The 22,340-nt window shown below is 64.1% G+C and carries 15 protein-coding genes, 1 tRNA gene and 1 pseudogene; 5 read left to right on the top strand and 12 right to left on the bottom strand.

Annotated features, from left to right (window positions below):
- The first annotated feature begins 90 nt into the window (after positions 1-90).
- Positions 91-1,491: an aminotransferase-like domain-containing protein gene (locus AC07VL_RS19335; RefSeq protein WP_494807269.1), complete on the top strand. Its 1,401-nt coding sequence runs from the start codon at positions 91-93 to the stop codon at positions 1,489-1,491.
- Positions 1,492-1,576: 85 nt separating this feature from the next.
- Here AC07VL_RS19335 and AC07VL_RS19330 read toward each other — a convergent pair whose 3' ends face one another.
- The 7 genes from AC07VL_RS19330 to AC07VL_RS19300 all read right to left on the bottom strand — a co-directional run bounded on the left by AC07VL_RS19330 (position 1,577) and on the right by AC07VL_RS19300 (position 9,970).
- A complete protein-coding gene (locus AC07VL_RS19330; RefSeq protein ID WP_494807268.1) occupies positions 1,577-1,828 on the bottom strand; it encodes a helix-turn-helix domain-containing protein in 252 nt (83 codons plus the stop codon).
- A gap of 66 nt (positions 1,829-1,894) precedes the next feature.
- A complete protein-coding gene (locus AC07VL_RS19325; RefSeq protein WP_494807267.1) occupies positions 1,895-3,499 on the bottom strand; it encodes a sensor domain-containing diguanylate cyclase in 1,605 nt (534 codons plus the stop codon).
- 764 nt (positions 3,500-4,263) lie between these two features.
- Positions 4,264-4,353: transfer RNA gene (locus AC07VL_RS19320), tRNA-Ser, on the bottom strand.
- 135 nt (positions 4,354-4,488) lie between these two features.
- On the bottom strand, positions 4,489-6,543 hold the full coding sequence (locus AC07VL_RS19315) for a putative bifunctional diguanylate cyclase/phosphodiesterase (RefSeq protein WP_494807266.1): 2,055 nt from the start codon (positions 6,541-6,543) through the stop codon (positions 4,489-4,491).
- A 1-nt stretch (position 6,544) separates the two neighbouring features.
- Positions 6,545-7,612 (bottom strand): EAL and HDOD domain-containing protein, encoded by a 1,068-nt coding sequence (locus tag AC07VL_RS19310; RefSeq protein WP_494807265.1) that lies wholly within the window; start codon positions 7,610-7,612, stop codon positions 6,545-6,547.
- A gap of 337 nt (positions 7,613-7,949) precedes the next feature.
- Positions 7,950-8,576, bottom strand: a complete 627-nt coding sequence (locus AC07VL_RS19305) for a response regulator (RefSeq protein WP_494807264.1) — start codon at positions 8,574-8,576, stop codon at positions 7,950-7,952.
- A gap of 23 nt (positions 8,577-8,599) precedes the next feature.
- Positions 8,600-9,970: a cache domain-containing protein gene (locus tag AC07VL_RS19300; RefSeq protein ID WP_494807263.1), complete on the bottom strand. Its 1,371-nt coding sequence runs from the start codon at positions 9,968-9,970 to the stop codon at positions 8,600-8,602.
- Positions 9,971-10,215: 245 nt separating this feature from the next.
- On the opposite strand from AC07VL_RS19300, the gene AC07VL_RS19295 reads away from it, so the two are divergent.
- From AC07VL_RS19295 to AC07VL_RS19280, 4 genes are all read left to right on the top strand, one after another.
- On the top strand, positions 10,216-12,276 hold the full coding sequence (locus AC07VL_RS19295) for a carbon starvation CstA family protein (RefSeq protein ID WP_494807262.1): 2,061 nt from the start codon (positions 10,216-10,218) through the stop codon (positions 12,274-12,276).
- Positions 12,276-12,476, top strand: coding sequence for a YbdD/YjiX family protein (locus AC07VL_RS19290; RefSeq protein WP_290600387.1), 201 nt, complete (start codon positions 12,276-12,278; stop codon positions 12,474-12,476). Before AC07VL_RS19295 ends, AC07VL_RS19290 begins: the two co-directional genes overlap by 1 nt.
- Positions 12,477-12,780: 304 nt before the next feature.
- Positions 12,781-15,666 carry a hybrid sensor histidine kinase/response regulator gene (locus tag AC07VL_RS19285; RefSeq protein ID WP_494807261.1) on the top strand — a complete coding sequence of 962 codons (2,886 nt, stop codon included), beginning with the start codon at positions 12,781-12,783 and terminating at the stop codon, positions 15,664-15,666.
- A gap of 1 nt (position 15,667) precedes the next feature.
- On the top strand, positions 15,668-17,827 hold the full coding sequence (locus AC07VL_RS19280) for a putative bifunctional diguanylate cyclase/phosphodiesterase (protein WP_494807260.1): 2,160 nt from the start codon (positions 15,668-15,670) through the stop codon (positions 17,825-17,827).
- On the opposite strand, the gene AC07VL_RS19275 is transcribed toward AC07VL_RS19280, so the two are convergent.
- From AC07VL_RS19275 to AC07VL_RS19255, 5 genes and pseudogenes are all read right to left on the bottom strand, one after another.
- Positions 17,796-18,938: an esterase-like activity of phytase family protein gene (locus AC07VL_RS19275; RefSeq protein WP_494807259.1), complete on the bottom strand. Its 1,143-nt coding sequence runs from the start codon at positions 18,936-18,938 to the stop codon at positions 17,796-17,798. The two genes, AC07VL_RS19280 and AC07VL_RS19275, sit on opposite strands and share 32 nt — an antisense overlap.
- Before the next feature lie 55 nt (positions 18,939-18,993).
- A complete protein-coding gene (locus AC07VL_RS19270; RefSeq protein WP_494807258.1) occupies positions 18,994-20,211 on the bottom strand; it encodes a CaiB/BaiF CoA transferase family protein in 1,218 nt (405 codons plus the stop codon).
- 3 nt (positions 20,212-20,214) lie between these two features.
- Complete coding sequence (gene recR, locus AC07VL_RS19265) at positions 20,215-20,805, bottom strand: recombination mediator RecR (protein WP_121668835.1); 591 nt, start codon at positions 20,803-20,805, stop codon at positions 20,215-20,217.
- A gap of 47 nt (positions 20,806-20,852) precedes the next feature.
- Complete coding sequence (locus AC07VL_RS19260; protein WP_034759121.1) at positions 20,853-21,179, bottom strand: YbaB/EbfC family nucleoid-associated protein; 327 nt, start codon at positions 21,177-21,179, stop codon at positions 20,853-20,855.
- A gap of 40 nt (positions 21,180-21,219) precedes the next feature.
- Positions 21,220-22,340 (bottom strand): annotated as a pseudogene (locus AC07VL_RS19255) (DNA polymerase III subunit gamma/tau); the annotation flags it as partial.

The raw sequence follows: 22,340 nt of genomic DNA, 5'->3' as shown, positions 1-22,340 counted from the left end.
GAGAAAACCCCGGCGACTGCCATGCAAGGTGGCGTTGCCGCAGGTTCTGATGCATACTACTTAAAAACAATCTCCATACATTGAGACAAAATGTCCCAGTTAAAAACCATACAAGATGACACCTTGCCACCCTGGCTGCCGCGCCTGGCCGGAAACAAGGGGCCGCGCTTTTTGCAGATTGCCGATGCCTTGCAAGCGGCGGTAGCAGACGGATCGCTGACCCCGGGCGACCGCCTGCCGCCGCAGCGCCAGCTGGCAGCACAGCTGAGCGTCGACCTGACGACGATCACGCGCGCCTACGACGAAGCCCGGCGCCGCCACTTGCTGGAGGGCCGCGGCGCCCGCGGCACGTATGTCGCGGCGCCGAAGGTCGAGTTGACCGCCATCCTCGACCTGAGCATGAATACCCCGCCGCCGCCCGATGGCGTGGACTTCGACGACATGCTGAAACAGGGACTGTCGCAAGTGTTGATGCGGGCAGATAATGAATTGCTGATGACTTATCACCTGGGCGGAGGAAGCGACTCCGACCGCAAGGCGGGCGCCAAGTGGCTGGCACCGATGTTTGGCCATCTGGATACGCAGCAGCTGGTCGTCTGTCCCGGTGCGCAGGCGGCGATCGCCGCCTTGATCCTGGCGCTGACGGAGCCTGGCGACGTCATCCTGGCAGAGCCGGCAAGTTATCCCGGCTTGCGTGCGGCAGCTGGCCAGTTCGGCCGGCAGCTCATGGCGGTGGAAGCGGACCGGCACGGGATGGTGCCCGAGATGCTCGAGCAGGCGTGCCGCCAGCACCAGCCTGCGCTGATCTACCTCAATCCGACCTTGCAGAATCCGACCGCCATCACCATGCCGGAACGCCGGCGCAAGGAGCTCGCCGGCATCGCCCGGCGCTGCAAGGTGCGCATCGTCGAGGACGATCCCTACTGGCTCCTGGCCGAAGCCCCGCCGCCGCCGATTGCCACGTTTGCCCCGGAACAGGTGACCTACATCTCCACCCTGTCGAAATGCCTGACGCCCGGCCTGCGCGTCGCCTTCGTGCTGATACGCGACCCGCTCGAACGCGAACGCTTCCTCGTCGCGCTGCGCTCCTTCGCGCTGATGGTCGCGCCCCTGACGGCCGCCCTGGCCACCCAGTGGATACTCGACGGTTCGGCGGACCGCCTGATGGACGGCGTGCGCAAGGAGGCGCGCCTGCGCCACCGGATGGCGCGCGATATCCTGGCGGGGCGCTACAGCGGCCTGGGTGACGGCCTGCATGTATGGCTCGAGCTGCCGGCGTACTGGAATTCGTCGCAGCTGGCGCAGGCAGCCGCCAGCTCCGGCATCGCAGTCACGCCGGCGGAGGCATTCGCAACGGGCAGCGGCGCCGTGAATGCCATCCGCATCTCCCTGGGCAGCATCAAGGACCGCGGGCGCCTGCAGGCGGGCTTGCAACGGCTGTCCCACCTGCTCGCGCGGCGGCCCGAGTCCTTCAGCGCGGCGGTGGTGTGACGGCCCGGGAAGCGCGGCGCTGCGGCCAGGGGGCTCTCGATGCGGCGGCATTGGCGTGCGGCGCCGGTGCGTATGTCCCGCCGGCTCAGATCCAGATGCGGTACAGCCAATAGCTTTCATCCGTCTGCACGAGCGTAGCCAGCTCGCGCGGGCTTGCGCCGACCAATGCGCGCGCATCACGCGACAGGTGGGCCTGATCCGCATAGCCCGAGCGGGCCGCCACGTCGGACAGCGACATTTTCCCCTGCTGCTGCCCGCGCGTCGCCGCCACCAACGATTCCTCGGCCCTTGCCAGGCGGCGCAGCATGCGCGAGGGCCAGGTCCGCCATTCGGACACGGGCTGAGGCGTTGGGGGGTTGTGAAAGCATGCTTAGCAGAGAGCCTAATTTGGAAATCAACGTTATCAAAGATAGGCCGAAAGACTGTCTCTCGTCGCGTGCCCCTGGCCAGAACGCGCATAGCAAACCTGATTTCTCCCTGACTCTTTCGCTTTATACAATGCCTTGTCAGCGGCCTCGACCAGTTCAATAGGCTGGTTTTCCAAATAAATCGGAGAAAAAGCCTCTACACCGATACTTACCGTCACAACCCCCAGCGGATTTCCAGCATGAACAATCCCCATCGATTGAACAGCATCCCGGATGCTCTCGGCAACTCCCAATGTACCGGCGAGATCGGTCTCTGGGAGTAAAACGACCATCTCCTCCCCTCCATAGCGGGCCGCAAGATCCCCTGGCCTGCGCATACTATAAGCCACCACCTTGCCAATTTTTCTCAAGCACTCATCGCCGGCCACGTGGCCATAAATATCGTTGTACTGTTTGAAAAAGTCAACATCGATCATGATTAACCCTAACGAGCCTTCTCCACGCTGCGCACGATTAAACTCCCCTATTAACGATTCGTCAAAATGACGCCTATTTGCCAGTCCAGTTAGTCCGTCCTGACTGGCGAGCCGCGACAACGTTTCATTAATCAGCTCCAGTTCAATGCCAGCCAACATTAGTTTTTGTTCAGTTTTGGATCGCAGATTTATTTGTTTCACCATACGATAACCAAGGTACGAAATGATCAACAACATCATCCCGCCAACCACCAACTGAATATAAACATCACTGCGCCAGCTTTCCAATACTTCATCTTGAGACAATGCAGCGGAAACCACCAAGGGATATTCTTCCACTCTTCTATAGCTATTGATACGTGTAATGCCATCCAATCCTGATTTTATTAATGCCGTGCCTACCGGCCCCTTTGAAAGATAATTCTTAAACAATGGGAGCTGAGATATATCTTGGCCAAGCTTTTTTTCATCAAATGGCCTTCTTAACAAAAGTATCCCATTCCCATTTGCAATGAAAATTGCCCCGCTCTGCCCTATGGAAAATCGATCATAAAATAATCTGAAGTAATTCATATTTATTGTCGCAAGAACAACCCCGCCAAAACTTCCATCGGGGAGGTTAATGCGACGCGACACAGAAAGAATCCAGTCCCCTGTCGACTTACTCCGTATTGGAGGGCCGATGTAAGGGCCGCGGTCGCTGTTATTTTGGTGATATTTAAAATACTCCCTATCAGAATTATTAAAATTTTTCAATAACACTTTTTGAGAGTTGACCAGCCAGCTACCATCTTTCGCATAAACGAAAAATCCTTGTAATTGGGGTAGTTCCCCGGCACGCATAACCAACAAATCATGAATACGTGAAAGTTCAAGGTCTGAGATACCATCTATTTCCATACGCTCCACCAACCCGACCAATGCAGTATCAGCCTCTTTGATCGTGTCATAGGCATGTTGGGCCACGGACTGCGCCAGATTAGCGCTTGCCTGAGCTGCCTCGCCTAGCTGTACCTCTCTTGCGCGCCATACCATCCATAACTGGGTTGCCAGAAGTGTCAGACAAACCACTACAACAAATGTGATTGCCAACGGCAGTAGGGAAAAACGCTTGAAGTTCGCCCCCATTAGCCGCGGCGGCAGACTGTTTGATGAACCGGCCATGGAATAACTCCCAGTTTTAGGTGGTTACGAGTGTGCACCGAATATAGCCTCAAATACTCACGCATCGTAACAAGTAAGATGCAAAAAAGTTAAAAGCAACACTGCTACGTCATAGTCATGAAGAAATGCCAAGCGGTCTTCGTTACCGTGAAAATTGAGTTACGGAGGCAATCCGGGCGAAGCCATGCGAGCGGTCGGCCCACAAACTCAAGCAGGGACATAATATGGACTTTTCTTCGCGGCAGTCCGCATCACAAAACAGCAGCGCCGGTGCCGGCGCCAGCGCCTCGTCGCAGTCGTGGCAGTAGCCATGCCGCGCCACGGCGGGCCGGCCGCGCACGGCAGCCAGGCCGCGCGCTACCTCAGCGAAGATGATCTTGTCGGTGTTGGCGATATGGTCACTCCTGCCGCGCCCTCCCCGCCGGTGACAAGGTCGCCATACGGGGCGAAGCGCACCGCTTCCACGCCGGCCCACTCGTTGATCGCCATGAACTGCGCCTGCAGTGGCGAGGGTCGATCCGGGCATTCAGACAGGGATTGCTGCGTGAGGTGCTTTGAAAGCGTGCTCAGCAGAGAGCCTAATTAGAACCACGAACGCGCGCCCAAGGCGCGCGGGGCTGCCGCGCAGCGGCAGCGGTTGGAGGATTCGGGGCGGGCTGGGCCGGCAGGCCCAGCCCTTCGAATCTCACGCGCAGGGCGCGAAGGCGCCCTGCTCGCTTCCGCCAGGCAATAAAAAACCGCCCGAAGGCGGTTTCTTTATTTCCTGGCGGAAGCGGTGAGATTCGAACTCACGAACAGTGTAACCCGTCGCCAGTTTTCAAGACTGGTGCCTTCAACCACTCGGCCACGCTTCCAGATGGCAGCATTATACATAAAGGTCAGTGGCTTACCAATGGCTAGTGCCGTCAGCAACATATTTCCCCCATCGCAAACACTCGGGTCAGATCCGGCGGGTTCAATACCTGCGCGGGCATAACCAAGCAGAAAGCTTACACGCCCCAGTTTTCCCGCAGCGCCCGCTCGAACTCGCGCGCCGGCAAGGGACGCGAGAACAGGTAACCCTGCACTTCGTCGCAGCCCGAACTCTTCAGGAAGGCCAGCTGTTCTGTCGTCTCCACGCCTTCCGCGATCACTTTATGGTGCAGCTGCTGGGCGATGCTGATGATGGTGCTGGCGATGGCGCAGTCGCTGGCGTCCGTGGGGATACCGGTGGTGAAAGACCGGTCGATCTTTAACGTATCGATGGGGAAACGTTTCAGATACGACAGGCTGGAGTAACCCGTGCCGAAGTCGTCCAGGGACAGGGCCACGCCCAGGGCCGTGATGCGGTCCATGATGCCGATCACGCGCTCGATGTTGTGCATCAGCGTGCTTTCCGTGATTTCCAGCTCCAGCCAGGCCGCTTCCAGGCCGTAGCGGGCCAGGGTCGCCGCCACCCTGGCGGGCAAGGCGGCCGTGAATTCGCGGGCGGACACGTTGACGGCCAGGCGGATGGGCGGCAGGCCCGCCAGTTTCCAGGCCTGCGCCTGGGCACAGGCCGCTTCCAGCACCCATTCGCCGACCTGTACCACCAGGCCCGTCGATTCGGCCAGGGGAATGAATTCGGCGGGCGGGATCATGCCGTGCTGCGGGTGGTGCCAGCGCACGAGGGCTTCGGCGCCGATGATGCGCCCGCTCGCCAGCGCGTATTTTGGCTGGAAGTGCAGCAGCAGTTGCTGCTCTGATAACGCCTGGCGCAAGCCTGTTTCCAGGCGCATGCGTGCCTGCATGCCCAGGTTCATGTCCTGGCTGTAGAAGGCTACGCTTTCCGCCTCGCCGCCGCTGTCCTGCTTGGCGCGATACATGGCGATGTCGGCCAGGCGCAGCAGGGTTTCCGCGTCCTGCCCATCCTGCGGATACACGCTGATGCCGATGCTGGCGCCCACGCGCAGGTCGTGGCCTTCGATCAGGAACGGCTCGACCAGCGAGGCGAGCAGCTTTTGCGCCACCATGCTGGCCTCGAAGTGCTGGCCGATGTCGAACAGGCCGACGGCGAACTCGTCGCCGCCCAGGCGCGCCACCAGGTCCTGGTCGCGCAATGCCTGGCGGAAGCGCAGCGACACTTGCCGCAGCAATTCGTCGCCGATGCGCCGGCCCAGGGTGTCGTTGATCAGCTTGAAACGGTTCAGGTCGATGAACAGCACGCAGCCGAGCATCTTGCTGCGCTGCGCCACGGAAAGGGCCTGGTCCACCAGCTTGGCCAGCAGGGTGCGGTTGGGCAGGCTGGTCAGCGGGTCATAATACGCCAGGTGGTGCAGGCGCTCTTCCGCCAGCTTGCGCTCCGTGATGTCCGTCAGGTAGGCGATCAGGCCGATGGGCTTGTCGTCCATGTCCTGCAGCGGCGACAGCGACAGGCTGGCCCAAAAGATCTCGCCGGACTTCTTGCGGCGGCGCACCTCCATCAGGCGTCCGCCCTGCTCCAGGAAGGCGTCGTGGAAGCCGGTTTCTTCATCGTCGTACAGGAACAGGATGTTGCGCCCCACGGCTTCCACCGAGGAATAGCCGAACAGGCGCTCGGCGCCCTTGTTCCAGCTGGTGATGTAGCCCGTCAAGTCCATCGTCAGCACGGACTCATGCAGCTGGTCGAGGATCTGCGTCTGCTGCGCCAGCAAGGCTTCCACTTGCGCAAACGCATGGGTCGAGCGCTGCGCCAGCGAGTGCACCTGCAGCACGCCGGCCGTCAAGGACGCCAGGCTGGCGAGGTGGCGGCGGTCGGCGTCGTTGTACAGGCTACGGCCGGCCACGGCGTAGTGGCCGAAGCAATGGCCGTCGAAACTGACTTCCTGCAACAAGGCGGGCGTGTCGCGCGCAAAGGACGGGGGCGGCGCAGAGGGCGTGGCAGCCTGGGCGCTGGCCGCGGGCAGGAACTGGCCATGCGGGCTGGCCATCACGGCGCCGGCGATGCGGCCCAGCTCGGCCATCAGTGCCGGGCCACGCAAGCGCACGACGGCGTCGCACAAGGCGGCGCTGTCACTGAGGTAATCCGACACCGGCAGCAAAGTCATGCTACAGGTTCCGGCTGACCTGGATGGCCCACTGGTAGGCCTGCAGCAGGCTGCGCCAATAGGTTTCTCCATCGATGCCGGCGCGGCGCAAGCCCTCGGGCGGCGGCGCCGTGCTTTCGACCAGCGCCAGCAGGGTGCCCAGCTCGCCGCTGCGTTCCAGCAAGGCGGCGCTGACTTCGGGCGCCAGGTTCAGGGTGGCGATGATCTCTTCCATCGGCATGCCCAGCAAAATGTCCAGCAGGGAAAACACGCCCGCCATGAAGGCCAGGTCCTGCGCGTCGCGGTCGCCGCCGCGCAACTGGCACAGCGCTTCCATCTGCGCCGCGCGCACGGCCGCCAGCGGCAGCAGCGCGTGGATCTTGCCATCGTCCTGCTGGCGCGCATATAGCAGCAGTTGCAGCCAGCGCTGCAGCTGGCGCCGGCCCAGCAGGGTGATGGCCTGGCTGAAGCTGGTGATCGGCGCCGTGAAACCGAAGGCGGCCGAATTGACCAGTTTTAACAGATGATAGCTGAGCGACGGGTCTTGCTTGAGCGGCACTTCCAGCTCGTGCGCGTCGGCATCGCGGGCCAGCAGGCCCAGCAGCGCCAGCACGCGGCGGCGCGAGGTGGCGTCTTCCGGTTCGCTTTGCTGGCGCGCATGGTGCAGGGCATAGTCGCCGGCAAACCAGCTGGCGCCCAGTTCCTGCAAGGCCGCGAGACGGCCTGCGTCGCCGATGTTGTAGGCCAGGTGCGGCCCCGGCAGGGGCAGCAGCTGGTGCAGGCCCGGCAACTCGCCGGCCGCGTCGATGGCCAGCGCACGCGCCTCGACCTGCGCCGCCGCCACGGGACCGGCGCCAGGGCCGTCCAGGACGATGCGGTAGCCGGCATCGCGCCACTGCTGGCATTTCTTTTGAATCTGCTTGTCGCCGGCAAACTGGGCCGGCAGGCGGAAGATGGTGCGCTGCGGCGCCAGTTGCGCCAGTACGGCCTCGTCCACGCCATGCGGGTCGGCCAGGGGAATGATGCAGTCGAGCGGCGCCAGGAAAGCGTAGGCATCGGCGGCGGCCAGCGCCACGGTCAGCGCCGTCATGAGCGGGGCCGTCGAGGGCTGCGGTACATGCAAGGTGACAGCGACCCACTCGTTATGAGCATTGGCAACTGCTTGTAATCCCACCAAAGGAAACAGGTTTGATTCAGACGCTGACATCGGTATCTCAGTGTGGGTAGGGCGCCATAGTAAATAAACTGACCAGCATTGGCAACCCTGGCCCGACAGGGATGCCATTTCGACAGCGAGAATCATTCTATCCGAATCTCACCCACGAAACAGTTTAATTTTGGCAATAAATGTTCAAAAAGAACATTTCCCTGCAAGAGCCGCCTGTCATGCGGGTTTAAAAAAATACACTGCTCTGTGCGCGCACCGTTCAGCTGCTGCCGTGCGCATGCTCGACGGCATATTTGATCAGTTCGGCCTGCCCTTCGATGCCCAGCTTGCGCTTGATGTTCAGGCGGTGCGTTTCCACCGTGCGCACGCTCAGGTCCAGGTCCCGGGCGATCTGCTTGTTCGACTGGCCCGCTGCGATGTGCTGCAGCACCTGCTGCTCGCGCGTGGTGAGGAAGGAATCGTGCACTTGGGGGCGCGACAGCTGCCGCGCCAGGGCCGCGCTGTAATAGATGCCGCCGGACATCACCGTCTCGATGGCGACGACGATATCTTTCCCTGGCGCATCCTTGAGCACATAGCCGCGCGCGCCCGCCTGCAAGGCTTGCGACACGTATTCCAGCTTGTCGTGCATGGACAGGATCAGCACGGCGATGTGCGGGAACGCCTGCTTGAACAGCGCCGTCGCTTCGATGCCGTTGATGCCGCGCATATTGATATCCATCAACACCAAGTCCACCTGGTGCAGCCGCGCCTGGCTCAATGCCTCGTCGGCGCCACCCGCCTCGGCCACCACGTCGAAATGCGCCACCGCTTCCAGGCGCGCGCGCAAGCCGTCACGCACGAGGGGATGGTCGTCCACCAGCAGGATGTTGATCATCTGGGTCATGGTTCTGTGTATTTCTGTGTATCTCAGTGTATGGAAGGAAGGCCGAGCCGCGCCAGCACTACGGTGCCGGCCGGCGAGGACGCGATGTGCAGGGTGCCGCCGATGGCTTCCATGCGTTCCGTCATGTTGCGCAGGCCGATGCCGCGCTGCGGGTGCAGGGCGATGCCGTCGAAGTCGAAGCCGCCGCCATTATCCTCGATGCGCAGTTCCACCGCCTTGCCCGCCTCGCGCAGGCTGACCTCGACGGCGCTGGCGTGGGCATGGCGCTCGCTGTTCGTCAGCGCTTCCTGGGCGATGCGGAACAACACGGTATTGACCATGTCGGGCAAGCCCTCGCCCGCCGTGGCCGGACTGGCCGTGAAACTGGCTTGCGCACTGCTGCTGTCATTGAATTCATGCACGAGGTGGTCCAGCGCGGCGGCCAGGCCCAGGTCGTCGAGGATGGCCGGGCGCAGGTTGTGCGAAATGCGCCGCACTTCGCCCAGCACCTTGTTGAGCTGCTCGGCGGCCCGCTCGAAGGTGGCCGGCGCCTTGTCTTGCTGCTCGGCATTGCCGGCCAGGCGCGCGATGCCCGCCTCGATCTGCAGCTTGATGGAGACGAGCCACTGGCTGATGCCGTCATGCAAGTCGCGCGACAGCCGCGCCCGCTCCTCTTCCTGCGACTCCACCACGCGCTGCGCCAGCACTTTCAGCTTGGCGTCGGCCACGCGCAGTTCGCGCAGGTTCAGCACGAGGCCACAGGCGGCCACGAGCAGCGAGCCGAGGATGGCGATGGCGGCGATCAACTCCATGGTCGAGCGGATATTGCGCGACTGCTGGGCATCGACCTGGGCCAGCGCCTGGTCCACGTCATCCATATAGATGCCCGTGCCCATCATCCAGCCCCATTCCGGCATCAGGATCACGTAGCCGAGCTTGGGCGCGGACTTGTTGCTCGACGGCTTGATCCAGTTGTAGCGCTCGAAGCCGCCGCCGCTTTGCGCCCGCTGCATCAGGCGCTGGATGGTCAGATTGCCCTCGGCATCGCGCAAGTCCCACAGGTTCTGCCCCACCAGCTCGGGCTGGCGCGGATGCATCAGCGACTTGCCGTGCAAATCGTAGATGAAGAAATAGCCGTCGTCGCCATAGCTGAGCGAGGCGAGGATGCGCTTGGCTTCCTCTTGCGTGGCGGCATCCTTGCGCCCCGACTGGTACAGGGAGGCGATGGAATGGCTGGCCAGGGTCACGTAATGCTTGAGTTCGGCTTCCTTGCTGGCCAGGTAGGCTTGCTGGATGGTGGCGCGCTGCTGCTCGGCCAGGGTATTTGCCTGGTGCCGCACGGCAAAGGCGATGGCGCACAGGGCCAGGATCAGCGGCGTGATGGCCAGGAAGATGACTTTCTGTCTGAGTTTCATGGCCTGGCGCGAACTCCGGTGGCATCGATGCGGGTGGAAAGGGGGGATTTTACGTCGCCGCGCGCAGATCGGACTGCGTAGTACTACTGAGCGTTACTGCGTAGTCGTGCGCTTGCGGCAATTATACGATTCCTGAATACTCGCCATAAGCTGCAAATACACCAAAAGTAACATCAAACTGGCGACGACCAGGAGCAGCACACCATCATCGCACGGCACAGCGCCCGTCAATCTCTGGAGGAAGCATGAACCGCATTTTCAAACAACTGGGCTGGGCAGCGCTTGCGCTGGCCGGCGCCGGCTCCCTGGGCGTGGTCGCCCTGCAACGCGGCGAACCGATCAGCGCGATCTGGATCGTCATCGCCGCCGTCTGCGTCTACCTGATCGCCTACCGCTTCTACAGCCTGTTCATCGCCGACAAGGTGCTGGGCCTGGACGCCCGCCGCATGACGCCCGCCTTCAAGCACAACGATGGCCTGGACCACGTACCGACGAATAAATATGTGCTGTTCGGCCACCATTTCGCCGCGATTGCCGGCGCCGGTCCCCTGGTCGGCCCCGTGCTGGCCGCACAGATGGGCTATTTGCCCGGCATGCTGTGGATTTTGGCGGGCGTCGTGTTTGCAGGCGCCGTGCAGGATTTCATCGTGCTGTTCATTTCCATGCGCCGCGACGGCCGCTCGCTGGGCGACCTGATCAAGGCTGAACTGGGGGAGATTCCCGGCATGATTGCGCTCCTGGGCTGCTTCATGATCATGGTCATCATCCTGGCCGTGCTGGCCTTGATCGTCGTCAAGGCGCTGACGGGTTCGCCATGGGGCAGCTTCACCGTGATGGCGACGATACCCATCGCCCTGTTCATGGGCGTGTATTCGCGCTTCATCCGCGTGGGCCGCATCGGCGAAATCTCCATCATCGGCTTCGTGCTGCTGATGCTGGCCATCATCGGCGGCCAGTACGTGCAGGAACACGCCGTGCTGGGCCCGATGTTCACGTTTACCGGCACGGAACTGACATGGATGCTGATCGGCTACGGCTTCATCGCCTCCGTGCTGCCCGTGTGGCTGCTGCTGGCGCCGCGCGACTACCTGTCTACTTTTCTCAAAATCGGCACCATCCTGGGCCTGGCCATCGGCATCATCGTCGTCGCGCCCTACCTGAAAATGCCGGCCATGACCAAGTTCATCGACGGCTCCGGCCCCGTCTGGTCGGGCAACCTGTTCCCCTTCCTGTTCATCACGATCGCCTGCGGCGCCGTCTCCGGCTTCCACGCCCTGATTTCCTCGGGCACCACGCCGAAGATGATTGAAAACGAAAGCCACGCCCGCTTCATCGGCTATGGCGCCATGCTGATGGAATCGTTCGTGGCCATCATGGCCCTGGTGGCCGCCTCGACCATCGAGCCTGGCATCTATTTCGCCATGAACAGTCCGGCCGCCCTGATCGGCACGACGGCAGACTCGGCCGCCCAGGCCATCTCGCAGTGGGGCTTCTACATCACGCCGGAAATGCTGACGCAGACGGCCAAGGACGTGGGCGAGCACAGCATCATCTCGCGCGCGGGCGGCGCGCCGACCCTGGCCGTCGGCATGGCGCAGATCCTCTCGGGCGCCATCGGCGGCAAGGCCATGATGGCCTTCTGGTACCACTTCGCCATCCTGTTCGAGGCGCTGTTCATCCTGACGGCCGTCGATGCGGGCACGCGCGCCGGCCGCTTCATGCTGCAGGACTTGCTGGGCAGCTTCGTGCCAAGCTTGAAACAGACGGAAAACGTCGTCGCCAACCTGCTGGCCACGGGCCTGTGCGTGGCGGCCTGGGGCTACTTCCTGTACCAGGGCGTGGTCGATCCGCTGGGCGGCATCAACACCCTGTGGCCGCTGTTCGGCATCGCCAACCAGATGCTGGCCGCCATCGCGCTGATCCTCGGCACCTGCGTGCTGTTCAAGATGAAGCGTGGCCAGTATGCGTGGGTGACGATTTTGCCGACCATCTGGCTGCTGCTGTGCACCCTGACGGCGGGCTGGCAAAAGATTTTCGACGCCAACCCGCGCGTGGGCTTCCTCGCGCATGCGAAGAAATACTCGGCGGCCCTCGATGAAGGCACCCTGCTGGCGCCCGCCAAGTCCGTGGCGCAGATGCAGCAGATCATCTTCAACGACTACCTGGATGCGGGCCTGGCCGCCTTCTTCGTGGTGGTCGTCGTCAGCGTGCTGTTCTTCGGCATCCGCACCATCTTGAAGGCGCGCGCCGACAGCAAGCCTAGCACCAAGGAAACGCCGTTCCAGGCCATGCCCACGGTGCAATGATGTTCGATGAAATCATCAAGGCGGGACGGTATCTGGGGCAAAGCATGCGGCTCATGTGCGGCTTGCCCGAGTACGATACCTACGTGGCGCACCGGGAAGTGACCCATCCCGGCGAGCCGATGATGACGTATGAAGAGTTCTTCCGCGAACGGCAGGAAGCCCGCTATGGCGGGGCCGGCAAGCGTGGTGGTTGTTGTTAGCGGACACCTGACCCAGCCTGCTGCGCGTCGGTATAGGCGGCTTGCGATGCTCACCGTACTCAAGTACGGCTGCGCTTCTCGGCCGCCTCTCCCTTCCGCTCGCTACGGCTGAGTCAGGTGTTGTTGCTCAGCAATAATTTGAGGGCGGTCTTGTGAGACCGCCCTTTTCATTTCCTCTCTTATAAATTCCCCTCCCCTCTCCTCCCTTAGACCCACATCAACATCAGGGTGTGTCTTCGCGTCTATATTTTTCCAGTAGGAATTAAAAAACAGTCAACGGGTCGACCGGAGAAGCGCCGCCACCATGTTCAATTTCCAACGCTCCAGCATCAGCCAGAAGCTGACCATGATCTCGGTGCTGTCGTCGGGCTGCGCGCTGCTGCTGGTATTCGTGGCGTTCGCGCTGACGTCCGTGCTCAGCCACAAGGATGACGAGGGCAAGCAGCTGCTGTCGCTGGCGGGCGTGATCGGCGCGGCCAGCGCGGCGCCCTTGCTGGCCGGAAAGCCTGCCCAGGCGGAAGAGGTGCTGGCCGCGCTGGCCGCGCGCGACGAGGTGGCCCAGGCCGCCCTGTTCGACCGGGGCGGGCGCCTGTTCGCCCTGTACCGTGCGCCGCAGCACGACCAGGCCACGGCGGCGGCGGAAGACCTGGACCCGGCCCTGCTGGCCGAGCTGGGCGCGCAAGCCGTCACGCAGGGCGCGGGCAGCACCCTGGCGCCCGCCATGCGCCTGTACCGCCCCGTCTACGGGCCGGCGGCGGAGGGGCAGGAGTTCATCGGCGCCGTGCTGATCGAGGCGGACCTGAACCACATGTGGCGCGACATCGGCCGCCACGTGGGCGCCATCGGCGGCGCCACCCTGCTGTCCTTCCTCGTCGCCGTGTTCCTCGCGCGGCGCTTTAAAAGCGTGATTGCCGAGCCAATCACCAAGCTCATTGATACAGCGCAAAAAGTCTCCAGCAGCCAGACGTATAGTCACCGCATCGCCCACCAGCGCAGCGACGAGCTGGGCGTGCTGATCGACAGTTTCAACGACATGCTGGCGCAGATCGACAGCCGCGACAGCACGCTGGCCAATTACCGCGACCAGCTCGAGCGCCAAGTGGGCGTGCGCACGGCGCAGCTGGAAAAGGCCAAGGATGCGGCCGAGGCGGCCAGCCAGGCGAAGAGCGCCTTCCTCGCCACCATGAGCCATGAAATCCGCACGCCCATGAACGGCGTGCTGGGCATGACGGAACTGCTGCTGGCCAGCCCCTTGACGCCGCAGCAGCGCCACTACACGAGCATGGTGCAGCGCTCGGGGCAGAACCTGCTGGTGATCATCAACGACATCCTCGATTTTTCCAAGATCGAAGCGGGCAAGCTCAGTGTCGAGTACATCCGCTTCAATTTCCGCGAACTGCTCGACGACATCGAACACGTGTTCGCGCCGCAGGCGGAGGCGAAGAATATCTGCCTGGAATTCGACATCGCCAACGACATTCCCATCGCCATCTGCGGCGACCCGAACCGCCTGCGCCAGATCATCGTCAACCTGCTGGGTAACGCCATCAAGTTCACGGAAACGGGCAAGGTCACGGTGAAGGTGGAAGTGTGCTGCGAGGATGCGCCCAGCGTGGGCCTGCGCTTCGAGGTGCACGACACGGGCATCGGCGTGTCCAGCGAGGCGCAGAGCCGCATCTTCGAATCGTTTTCGCAGGCCGACGGCTCGACCACGCGCAAGCACGGCGGCACGGGCCTGGGCCTGACGATCTCGAAGCAGCTGGTGGAACTGATGGGTGGAACTATCGGCGTCGACAATGCTTTAACGCAAGGCTCGATCTTCTGGTTCGAAGTAAATTTCGATAAGCGGCGGGTCGACAGCGAGGACCCGTCCTTCAACCTGAAAACCACGCGAGGGTTACGCGCCTTGATCGTCGACCACACTCCCGCCACGCGCGCCGTGCTGGAACGGCAGCTGGCCAGCTGGCACATCGTCAGCGACAGCGCCGGCACGGCAGGCGAATGCCTGGGCAAGCTGCGCGCGGCCGCCCAGGCGGGCACGCCGTATGCCGTGGCCCTGCTCGACATGGAGCTGCCGCGCACCAGCGGCCTGGCCCTGGCCGCCACCATCAAGAGCGATCCGCTGCTGGCCGACCTGAAGCTGTTGCTGCTGAGTTCGGAACAGGGCGCGGCCGATCCCGTGCAGCGGCGCGAGGCGGGCGTGGCCTTCCAGCTGATCAAGCCGGCCCGCGAATGCGACCTGTTCGACTGCATCGTCACGCCGCCGCGTGCCGGCGAAAGCCTGCGCGCGGCAACGCCGCACGCGATGCGCCCCGCCGCGCGCCCTCCCGGCCGGCGCCAGCGCCGCCGCGTGCTGCTGGCCGAGGACAACCCCGTCAACGTGGAAGTGGCGCTGGCCATGCTCGACAGCCTGGGCCTGGACGTGGCCTGCGCGCGCAACGGCGAGGAAGCGCTGCAGGCGGCGCGGGCCGAGGATTTCGACCTGGTCCTGATGGATTGCCAGATGCCCGTCATGGACGGCTTTGCCGCCACGGCGGAAATCCGCCGCCACGAACAGCAGCGCGGCCACGCGCGCGTGCTGCCCATCGTCGCCATCACGGCCAACGCGCTGCAGGGCGACCGCGAAGCGTGCCTGGCGGCCGGCATGGACGACTACCTGAGCAAGCCCTTCACGCAGCAGGACCTGGGCCACACCCTCTCCCGCTGGATCACCCTGCCCCGCGCGGCCACCGTGCACCACAGCGAGCAGCAGGAAGCGCCACAGGCGCCGCCGCAGGCGCAGCGCCACGAAGCGCCGCCCCAGGTAACGCCGCCATCGGCCGGCCCGCCCTCCGGCCAGCCGCTGAACCGCCAGGCGCTGGAAAACATCCGCGCCCTGTCGCGCGCGGATGGCGATGCGCTGCTGGAACGCGTCATCCTTGCGTTTACCGGCGAGACGCCGCGCCAGCTGGCGGCCATGCGCGAAGCCATCGCCGGCGCGGATGCGGAAACGCTGCGCAAGGTGGCGCACAGCCTCAAGTCGGGCAGCGCCAACGTGGGCGCCGACGGCCTGGCGCAGCTGTGCAAGGAGATGGAAAAACTGGGCCGCGCCGGCAGCACCGAAGGCGCGGCCACGCTGCTGCAGCAGATGCAGCAGGCATTCCTGGCGGTGCGCGAATCGCTGAGCGCCATCCTCGTGAAGGAACACTGACATGACTGCGCCCCTCCCTCCCCCACGCGGCCTGGTGCTGGTGGCCGACGACGACCCCGTCATGCGCCTGCTGATGCGGCAAATGCTCACGCAGGTGGGCCTGGACGTGGTCGAGGCCGAGGACGGCGTGCAGGCGCTGGCCTGCTACAAGCTCAAGGGCCCGGACCTGGTCATGCTCGACGTCGACATGCCGGCCATGGACGGCTTTGCCGTGTGCCGCGAGATCCGCCACCAGGAGGTGGGCGGCACGGTGCCCATCATCATGGTCACGGGCGGCGACGAACTGGAAGCCGTCACGCGCGCCTACGAGGTGGGCGCGACGGATTTCATCTCCAAGCCCATCAACTGGCCCATCCTGGGCCACCGCGTGCTGTACGTGCTGCGCGCCAGCGACGCCATCGCCCGCCTGCGCATCGCCGACGCGCACAACCGCGCCGTGCTGGCCGCCATCCCCGACACCTTCTTCCGCCTCAACCGCGAAGGCTTTTATCTGGACTACGAACAGGGTCACGACGCCAGCGCGGGCTTTTCCATCGCCAACTGCGTGGGCAGCCATATCCGCGACGTGCTGCCGCCCGAGATCGCCGCGCGCCTGCTGGACAAGGCCCGCGCCGTGCTGGCCACGCAGCACATCGGCTCGGTCGACTACACGCTCACCCACGGCGACAGCACGCGCCACTTCGAAGCGCGCCTGGTGGCGACGGGGGCCGACGAAGTGCTGGGCCTGGTCCGCGACATCAGCGAACGCAAGCGCACGGAAGAGCAGATCCGCCGCCTCGCCTATTGCGACAGCCTGACGGGCATCCCCAACCGGCAAGCCTTCCTGGAAACCCTGGAACGCGAACTGCTGCGGTCAAAAGAACACGACAAGAAATTCGCCGTGCTGTTCATGGACCTCGATGCCTTCAAGCGCATCAACGACACCCTGGGCCACGACGTGGGCGACCATCTGCTCAAAGTGGTGTCCGAGCGCCTGCGCGAAACCATCCGCCCCAGCGACCTGGTGCTGCGCGCCGAGCATGAGTTCGAGGCGTCCTCCGGCGGCAGCAACCTGGCGCGCCTGGGCGGCGACGAATTCACGATACTGATCCCCGACCTGGAGCGGGTGGAAGACGCGCTGAACGTGGCGCACCGGGTGAAGGAAGCCATGCGCCGGCCCTTCATGATCGAGGGGCACGAGATTTTCGTCACGGCCAGCATCGGCATCTCGCTGTACCCGGAAGATGGCGAGGACTGCAACTCGCTGTTGAAATATGCGGACACGGCCATGTACCACGCGAAAAACTGCGGCAAGAACAACGCCAAGCTGTACAGTTCCTCGCTGACGATGGAAATCATGAGCCACGTCAAGATGGAAGTGGGTCTGCGCAAGGCCTTGCAGAACAACGAGCTGTATTTGCTGTACCAGCCGCAGATCGACGTGCCCAGCACCCAGATCGTCGGCGTGGAAGCGCTGGTGCGCTGGCGCCATCCGGAGCGGGGCATCATCTCGCCCACGGAATTCATTCCGCTGGCCGAAGAGACGGGGCTGATCGTGCCCATCGGCGAATGGGTGCTGCGCACGGCGTGCAACCAGGCCAAGGCGTGGCAAAACGATGGCGGACGGGCCATCCGCATGGCCGTGAACCTGTCGGCCAAGCAGTTCAAGGATGAAAACCTGATGCAGATCGTGCTCTCGGCCCTGGCCGACACGGGCCTGGACGCGCGCCTGCTGGAGCTGGAATTGACGGAAGGCACGCTGATGGACGACGCGCGCGCCACCATGGTGACCCTGGAGCAGTTGCGCGGCATCGGCGTGTACCTGTCCATCGACGACTTCGGCACGGGATATTCGTCAATGAATTACCTGAAGCGCTTCGACGTACGGGCATTAAAAATCGACAAGAGCTTTATCGCCGGCTTGCCGCAGGATACGGAAAACGCGGCCATCACGCGCGCCATCATCGCCATGGCGCATGGCTTGAAGATGGTGGTGGTGGCCGAAGGCGTGGAGACGGACGAGCAGCTGCTGATGCTGGAAGAGTACGGCTGCGACATGGCCCAGGGATACTTCCTGGGCCACCCGTCGCCGCACGACACGATCACGGCCATGCTGGCCAGGCAGGCCGGCCAGGCGGCCAGCCTGGAAGCTATTGCACTTCGAAGGCAAGGATTTGCGTGACTTGCTGCGGATTAAAATTATCGTCGGAAATCAGCACCAGGCTGCGGCGGCCGTTTTCCAGGCGCGGGCCCCAGCTGATGCCTTCGATATTGTCGACCCTGGGCAAACCGATCTTTTCCAGGTCCAGCAGCAATCGCTTGCGCGCCGGCACATAGGCCGCGCCCGCCAGGGCCGCGATGGCCTGGATGTCGGTGGCGCCCTCCGTGTCCATCGCGTACACGCGCACATGGTTGGTGTAGATGCCATCCGCGTTTTCCACGCCCGCCCGCTCCACTACCAGCACCTGATGGTCGTTGACGGCGAGGATTTCCGACACGCCATTGTCCGCCTCGCGCCCCGGCGCGGGCCGCGACGCCACCGGCTCGATCGGATACGCGTACTGGCCCAGCACGGTACCGGCACGGTCCAGGCGCGTGATGCGCACGACGGAGCCGTTGTCGGGCGTGGCCAGGGGGCCATCCTGGTACAGGGCCGCTTCCATGCCCAGCCACAAGCTCCTGCCATCGGGCGAGAACGACAAGCCTTCAAAACTCATGTTGTTGCGCGAACCGACCTCGTCCTTCGAGACCTTGAACATGGCCGGTGTCGGCAAGGTGGCGAGGAACTTGCCATCGCGGTCCGCGTGGCGCACGAAGGGGTGCAGGCCCACCTTGCGGTTGCCTTCGCTGCTATACCAGACGCTGCCGTCACGGGGATCGACGCGGATGCTCTCGATGTCGGCCACTTCGTCGCCCTGGTCCAGCCGCGCGTGCGCCAGGTTCGGATAGCGGCTGCCATCGGGCTGCGTGAAGAAATGCACGCTGTTCAAGGTCACGGCGGAGAATTTCTCACTGTCGTAATCGAGCGTGGCGCGGTAGAAGCGGGCCGGATTGATTTCCGAGCGGTCATCGCTTTCCATCACCCAGCTGCCGCTGGCCGGGTCGTAGTCGATGCCGGACAGGCCGCCCACCGTCGTGCCGTCGAACGGCTGCTTCAGGGCGATGCGCTGTTCGCCGATCAGGCGCAGGCCCGCGACGGGCGCATCGCGGGGGATGCTGGCGCAGGCGGAGAGGACGATGGCGGCAGACGCCAGGGCAAGCGCGGCGCGCGCGCGGTGGAACGGTTGAGGCATGCTGATTCCGAAATTAATTGAACGCAAAAACAAAAGCCGGGGTCCGACCCCAAAATTACACCACCCCGCCGGCCTTCAGCCGCGCGATGGCGGCAGCATCATAGCCGAGCGACGTCAGCACCTCGTCGTTGTGCTGGCCCAGGGCAGGTCCCAGCCACTGGGTCTTGCCCGGCGTGGCCGACAGTTTCGGGCTGATGGCGGGCAGTTTGACGGGCGTGCCGTCGGCGAAATGGTGTTGTTCGAACATATTACGGGCGAGAAATTGCGGATCGCTCATCATGTCGCGCACGGAGTAGATTTTGCCGGCCGGCACGTCGGCTGCCTTCAGCACGGCCAGCGCGCTGTCTATCGTGTGCGTGGCGCACCAGGCGCCGATGGCATCGTCGATTTCCTGCGTGCGCGCCACCCGGCCGTCGTTGCGCGCCAGCTGCGGGTCGCCCGCCATGTCGATGCGGCCCATGGCCAGCATCAAGCGCTTGAAGATGGCGTCGCCATTGCCCGCGATGACGATGTTTTCGCCGTCGCCCGTCGTGTAGGTATTCGAAGGCACGATGCCGGGCAAGGAACCGCCCGTGCGCTCGCGCACGACGCCCGCCTGGTCGTATTCGGGCACCAGGGACTCCATCAGGTTGAAGACGGATTCGTACAGGGCCACGTCGACCATCTGCCCTTCCCCGCCATCCCGCCCGCCCGTCGCGTCGCGGTGGCGCAGGGCCATCATGGCGCCGATCACGCCGTGCAGGGCCGCCACGGAGTCGCCGATGGACACGCCCACGCGCACGGGCGGGCGGTCGGCAAAGCCGGAGACATAGCGCAAGCCGCCCATGGATTCGCCGATGGCGCCGAAGCCGGGCAAGTCCTTCATCGGCCCCGTCTGGCCAAAGCCGGACAGGCGCACCATGACGAGGGACGGCTTGATCTGCTTGAGCTGTTCGTAGCCGAGACCCCACTTTTCCAGCACGCCGGGGCGGTAGTTCTCGATGATGATGTCCGCTTCCAGGGCCAGCTGGCGGGCGATGGCCCGGCCTTCCGGCGCCTTCAGGTTCAGCGTGACACTTTTCTTGTTGCGGGCCTGCACCGACCACCACAGCGAGGTGCCATCCTTCAGCACTCGCCAGGTACGGATGGGGTCGCCGCCATCGGGCGACTCGATCTTAATCACGTCGGCGCCGAATTCGGCCAGCATGCGGGCGCAGAACGGCCCCGCGATCAGGGTACCCAGTTCCAGCACTTTGATGCCCGCCAAAGGACCAGCCAACGTTTTCTCTTGCATGATTTAGGTTGCCCTGCGGTCGAGCATCGCGCGGGCGATGGTGCCCGCGTCGACGTATTCCAGTTCGCCGCCCACGGGCACGCCGCGGGCCAGGCGGCTCACGCGCAAGCCCCGCGCCTTCAGCATTTCGCTGATGTAGTGGGCCGTCGCTTCGCCTTCATTCGTGAAGTTGGTGGCCAGCACCACTTCACTCACCACGCCATCGTTGGCGCGGTTCAGCAATTTTTCCAGGTGGATATCTTTCGGGCCGATGCCGTCCAGCGGCGACAGCCGTCCCATGAGGACGAAATACAGGCCCTTGTAGGTGAGCGTCTGCTCGATCATCAGCTGGTCGGCGGGCGTTTCCACCACGCACAGCAGGCGCTTGTCGCGCTCGTCGTCGAGACAGGTCTCGCACACTTCGTGTTCGGTAAAGGTGTTGCACAGGCCGCAGTGATGCACGGCATCGACGGCCTGGAACAGGGCGCGCGACAGCATGGCCGCGCCTTCCCTATCGTGCTGCAACAAATGAAATGCCATCCGCTGCGCCGACTTGGGGCCGACGCCGGGCAGGCGCCGCAGCGCCTCGGTCAGGAATTCAAGCGACTTGGACATGGATCAAGCCTGTCCCGTGCCATGGATCGAGCGCATGCGGCAGTACATCAGAATGGCATTTTGAAGCCGGCTGGCAAGTTCATGCCGCCAGTCAAGCCTGCCATTTTTTCCGCGGACGTCGCTTCCGCCTTGCGCACGGCGTCGTTGAAGGCGGCAGCCACGAGGTCTTCCAGCATGTCCTTGTCGTCGGCCAGCAAGGACGGGTCGATGGAAACGCGCTTGACGTCATTCTTGCAGGTCATGACGATCTTCACGAGGCCGGCGCCGGACTGGCCTTCCACTTCCACCAGCGCCAGTTGCTCCTGGGCTTTTTTCATGTTGTCTTGCATTGCTTGCGCCTGCTTCATCAGGCCAGCCAGTTGATTTTTCATCATGAGAATGCTCCGTTCAATTCAGTTGTGAGTGTGTTAATCATCAATGCAGGGTCGGCGCGGCGGCGCCGGCCGGTGCAGGGCTAATCGTCCCCGGCACGACAAAAGCGTCGAATGCCCGCTTCATATCGAGCACGAAGGGATCGGTTGCTATGGTTTCTTCCGCTTGCCGCTGGCATGCCTCGCGGTGCGCCTGCGCTTCCGCGCTGGCCGTGTACCAGACGGCGCCCAGTTCCGTATCGACGCCGACCTTGCGGCCGAAGCGTTCGCTCAGGGCGGCCGCCAGTTTTTCCACGTTGGCGGGGCTGCGCCACGTATCGATGGGCACGCGCAGGCGGAACGTGGTGCTGTGGCCGTCGTGCAGGCATTCGATCAGCTCGGCCTGCACGGCCAGCTGCTGGGCCACGCCGCGCAAGGGCAGCACGGCGGCCACGGCCGGCCAGTTGCCGTCCCAGTCCAGGCCCGGCACGGGCGTGATCACGTACGGTGCGCTGGGCGCGGCTTGCTTGGCGGCGCGCTGCGGCATGACGACGGCGGGCTGTTCGCCGGGCGCATTGGCCGGAGCCGACACGGCGGCCGAGGCGCTGTCGTCGGAAAATTCGGTGACCCAGGGCGGCAGGTCGTCATCGGCGGGCGCCTGCTGCGGCGGCGGGACGGGACGCGCCTGCTGCACGGGAGCTGGAGCGACTGCGGGCGCCTCCATCACGGCGACGGGCGGCGCGTCGTCCCACGGCGCCGGCGCTTTGGCGGCGGCCGGTGGCGGCGGTGCAGCCTGGACGGGCGCGGCCGGGGCTGGCGTCGCTACCGCGGCGGCTGGCGCCGGTGCCGCCGGCTTCGGTGCCGACGCTGGCGCCGACGGCGCGCTGCCGGGACGGCCTTTCGAGGCGGCACGGGCCGCTTCCAGCGCCGCATTGATGGCGGCGCGGGCGGAACTGATGGGCGCGCCCGATGCGGCCGGGGCGGCGGGCTGTGCTGCGGGCGCGGGCGCGGGGGCCGCGACAGGTGCCGGTGCCGGAGCCGGCGCAGCCGCGCGTGGCGGCGGCGCTTCGCTGCGGGCCATGCTGGCCGCTGCGGGGGCCACCACGGCTGGCGGGGTCACGGCGGCATGGCTGGCCACGCTGTTCGTGGCGGCGCGGGCGGCCGGGGCGGAAGCGCCGGCCGCCG

The organism is Janthinobacterium sp. GW821-FHT03C08, from assembly GCF_059420905.1.
This window is presented reverse-complemented; position numbering and strand designations above follow the sequence as displayed.